Source organism: Actinomycetota bacterium (assembly GCA_030776725.1).
GTDB lineage: Bacteria > Actinomycetota > Nitriliruptoria > Nitriliruptorales > JAHWKO01 > JAHWKW01.
Genome location: JALYHG010000054.1, coordinates 1 through 3729, shown reverse-complemented (window position 1 = coordinate 3729; position 3729 = coordinate 1). Strand labels below are relative to the sequence as shown.

Here is a 3729-nt window from a genome sequence, read left to right as displayed (position 1 = left end):
CTCTCAGGATGAAACGAGCGTGATGCCCCGACCGGGTGCACGCCGACGGTACTGCCTGCGGCCGAGCCGGGCCGTGACCGTGCGGCAGGCGCTCGCCGATCTCCGTTCTGCCTTTCGCCCATGGTGGGCCCGATCAACTGCGAGTCGCTGCAGCCCCATAGGCTCGCGACGATGCGCATCAGGATGAAGGTCATCTCCGAACATGACGTGGCACGTGGAGCGGTCGTCAACGAGGGGACCCACGCCGACCCCGTCGCCATCCACGGCAGCGGACCGCATGCGTTCGTCTGCGGAGCATGCGGGGTGGTGCTCGTCGACGGGGTTCGTTTCGGCCAGGTGGAGAGCGTCGCGTTCCGGTGTGCCGCCTGCGGTGCTTTCAACGCGATCCCGCGTGTGATGGGCGGTGACGGCACGTTCGAGTCGTAGATCACCCTCCACCGGGACCTGTGAGACCGATCCTGGCCTCAGTGCACGCCCCAGGTACACTCATCTGCGTGACGTCGGTACGTCACCGACACGCGCGCCACAGCTGAACCGCTCACCGGCGCCGGACTCTGACCGCGATCCCCCCGATCGCTCTCTCGTACGGGCGTGTCACCAGTGCGGCCAGCCACCATGCTCGGCCCCACGCCCGCGTACGGGACGTCCGTGCGCGTCTGCCGCTGGAGGCCGCGCGTCTCCGGCAGGAAGTAGATCGCTTTGAGCACCTTCATCGAACTCGGCGTGCCCCGGAACATCTCCGACGTGCTCGCCAAGGGCGGCATCACCGCCGCCTTCCCCATCCAGTCACTCGCGATCGCGGATGCGATCGCCGGACGTGACATCTGCGGCCACGCGCCCACCGGCTCGGGCAAGACACTCGCGTTCGGTATCCCGCTCGCCGTCCTCGCCGACGAGGCGGCCCCGCGCCGTCCGAGCGCGCTCGTGCTCGTACCGACGCGGGAGCTCGCCTCTCAGGTCGCCGCGGCCGTCCGGCCGCTGGCTGGGCTCCGTGGCCTGCGCACCGAGACCTTCTACGGCGGCACCTCCATCAACAAGGACCGTCAGCGCCTCGAGCGCGGTGTCGACATCGCGGTCGCGTGCCCCGGTCGACTCGCGGACCTCGTGAGGCGCCGGTTCGTCGTCCTCGGCGACGTGCGCCTCGCCGTGGTCGATGAGGCCGACCGTATGGCCGACATGGGCTTCCTGCCGGAGGTGAAGCGCCTGCTCGATCAGACCCACGCCCAGCGTCAGACCCTGCTGTTCTCCGCCACCCTCGACGGCGACGTCGACGTGCTGGTCAGCCGCTACCAGCGTGATCCGGTGCGCTTCGAGGTCGCCGGCTCCGACGACGACCAGGGCGACGTGCAGCACCTGTTCTGGAACACGCCGGCGCACGAACGGCTAACGGTCACGGCCGACATCGTCCGTAACGCCTCCCCGGCGATCGTGTTCACGCGCACGAAGCGCGGAGCCGACCGACTCGCCAAGCAGCTCGGCCGCCACGGCGTGTCGGCGGCGGCCGTCCACGGTGACCGTTCTCAGAGGCAGCGCGAACGTGCGCTCGCGGACTTCGGCGCCCGGCGCGTCAAGACCCTGGTCGCCACCGATGTGGCCGCCCGAGGCATCCACGTCGACGACGTCGGTGTGGTGGTGCACTACGACCCTGCCGGAACCGAGAAGGACTACGTGCACCGTTCCGGCCGCACCGGGCGGGCGGGTGCGGACGGGCTCGTGGTGACGCTCGTCGCCCCGGACAAGGCACGTGATGTCCGGGCGATGCAGCGCTCCCTCGGGATGCGCCAGGACGTCGCGCCCGTGCGGATGGAGGCGGTCACCGGCGGCCGGCCCGTCCTGCGCGTCGCGTAGCGCGGCGACCGCTAGGAGCGGCACGGCGGCGCGAGACCCCCGCAACCGCGGAACCGTGCCGGGTCGCCCGTCCTCGGCTCCACGACCGGCCGACCTGCAACTCGCGGTCACCGGCACCCTACGATGCCCTCGCCTCCGGACGGTTCCTGGACCTCGCTGATCGAGGAGAGCGGAGCATCTGATGACGTTGAGGTTGTCCACGCTCGTCGCGCTCGCGGTCGCCGTCGTCGCGGCAGCTTGCGGCGACAACGGGGGCTTGAGTCGGGACGAGTTCATCCAGCAGGCCAACGAGATCTGCCAGGAGCACCGCTCGAACATCGAAGCGGCCGCCAGCGAGATCCTGGCCGGAGGGCAGATGCCCAGCCCCGAGGAGTTCCGTCGACTTGCGCAGGAGACGATCATCCCCGAGACCCGACAGCAGCTCGAAGAGATCGGCGAATTCGAACCGCCCGATGAGTTCGCCGACGAGGTCGACGCCTATGTAACCGGCGGGGAAGAGTTCCTCAACCGGATGGAGGAGGACCCGTCGATCATCCAGGATCCGGGCAACGCAGCGGACGTCAACCAAGCAGCCGACGAGATCGGGTTGTCGCCAGCCTGCCGCATCGGTCCCGGCTAGATCTGTAGGTCGCCATACCCCTGTGTTGCTCAAGCAGACGGTGCGGTCGCGACCGCCGGGCCCGCGGCCGGGCCCGGCGACGCAACCCGTCTGCGGTCCCCGGTTCCGGCCGGTGACGATGCTCACCACGTACCTCGTCACGGTGCTGCTACTGATCACGCTGAACTTTTACTCCCACGGGTCCTGCCGGGACGACCGCTGGCTGCGCTGAGCGATCCGCGCTCCGCCACCTACGTGGGCGACCCCGATCGGCGGGCTGCCGTCGAGAACGACTACGGCCTCGACCGACGATCGGCGAGCAGTACGGTCGCTACCTCGCCGACCTCGCACGGGGCGACCTCGGCACGTCGATCAGCCACAACGTCACTGTCTCGACGCTGGTGGCCGAGCGGCTGCCGTGGACGCTGCTGCTGGGCGGGCGGGTGTCGCGCTGGCCTCGTCCGCCCCGAAGGAGAACGTGAACGGACGCTCTCCTGTGTGGCTAGCGCCTCGAGTCGTCCGTCGTCGCAGGCGACCACCGCGTCGTACAGCGCCTCGCGCAGGTCGGCGGCCGCCGGTGGAAGTCCTCCAGCATCGGGTGGCAGATCGGCCGGCATCACCGCCGCCGAGCAGTCGGCGTCATCGGGCCGGGCCTGCTACCGGGCGTCGGAACCGTCGCCGTCGAGCGTGTAGGTCCACAGCGCCCCGTCCGGGCGGTCGTCGGTGAAGATGCTCCCCGCAACCAGCAGCGAGTGCCCGTCCAGCTGTGCCGCCGTGGTCAGCGTGCCGGGCGCGTCGAAGGTGCCGTCGCCGTCGAGCCGGAGCCACGTGCCGTCCGCGCGCCGCTGCCACGCCGCCGGGTGCGGGGACTCCGTGCCGCCGGGGAAATCGTGCCCGACCGCGACGATCGCGCCGGCCACGACACCCGCCCCGAGCACCGCCTGCTGTCCGGGACCGCCGAGTCCTCCCGCCTCGACGCGCTGCCAGGTCACCCCGTCGTCGGAGGACCACACCGCCCCGTCCACCTCGTCCTCACCGGAGAAGGTCCCCAGCGCCAGGAGCCGTTCCCCGTCGACCACCAGCGCGGTGGGAGTGTTCGGATTCAGCTGGTACACGCCGGGGGTGGGCGGCGTCAGCTCCCAGGTCAGACCGTCGGCGGAGTGGGCGAATCCCAGGCCGTCGCCGGCTCGGGCGATCGCGACGTAGCGGCCTGCGAACCAGGTCAGCGCGTCGAACGCGACCGCGACGTCCCCGTCGAACGTGGGCCCGAAGCCGCCCTGCTG

Annotated in this window: 4 protein-coding genes; 3 read left to right on the top strand and 1 reads right to left on the bottom strand. The window is 70.6% G+C overall.

Annotated features, from left to right (window positions below; all coding sequences use genetic code 11):
* Positions 1 to 120 precede the first annotated feature (120 nt).
* From M3N57_02540 to M3N57_02530, 3 genes are all read left to right on the top strand, one after another.
* Positions 121 to 426 carry a hypothetical protein gene (locus M3N57_02540; protein MDP9021577.1) on the top strand — a complete coding sequence of 102 codons (306 nt, stop codon included), beginning with the start codon at positions 121 to 123 and terminating at the stop codon, positions 424 to 426.
* Positions 427 to 699: 273 nt separating this feature from the next.
* Positions 700 to 1848 (top strand): DEAD/DEAH box helicase, encoded by a 1149-nt coding sequence (locus tag M3N57_02535; protein MDP9021576.1) that lies wholly within the window; start codon positions 700 to 702, stop codon positions 1846 to 1848.
* A 181-nt stretch (positions 1849 to 2029) separates the two neighbouring features.
* On the top strand, positions 2030 to 2467 hold the full coding sequence (locus M3N57_02530; protein MDP9021575.1) for a hypothetical protein: 438 nt from the start codon (positions 2030 to 2032) through the stop codon (positions 2465 to 2467).
* 635 nt (positions 2468 to 3102) lie between these two features.
* Here the strand turns inward: M3N57_02530 and M3N57_02525 are convergent.
* Positions 3103 to 3729: hypothetical protein (locus tag M3N57_02525; protein ID MDP9021574.1), on the bottom strand; the 627-nt coding region annotated here is incomplete at its 5' end.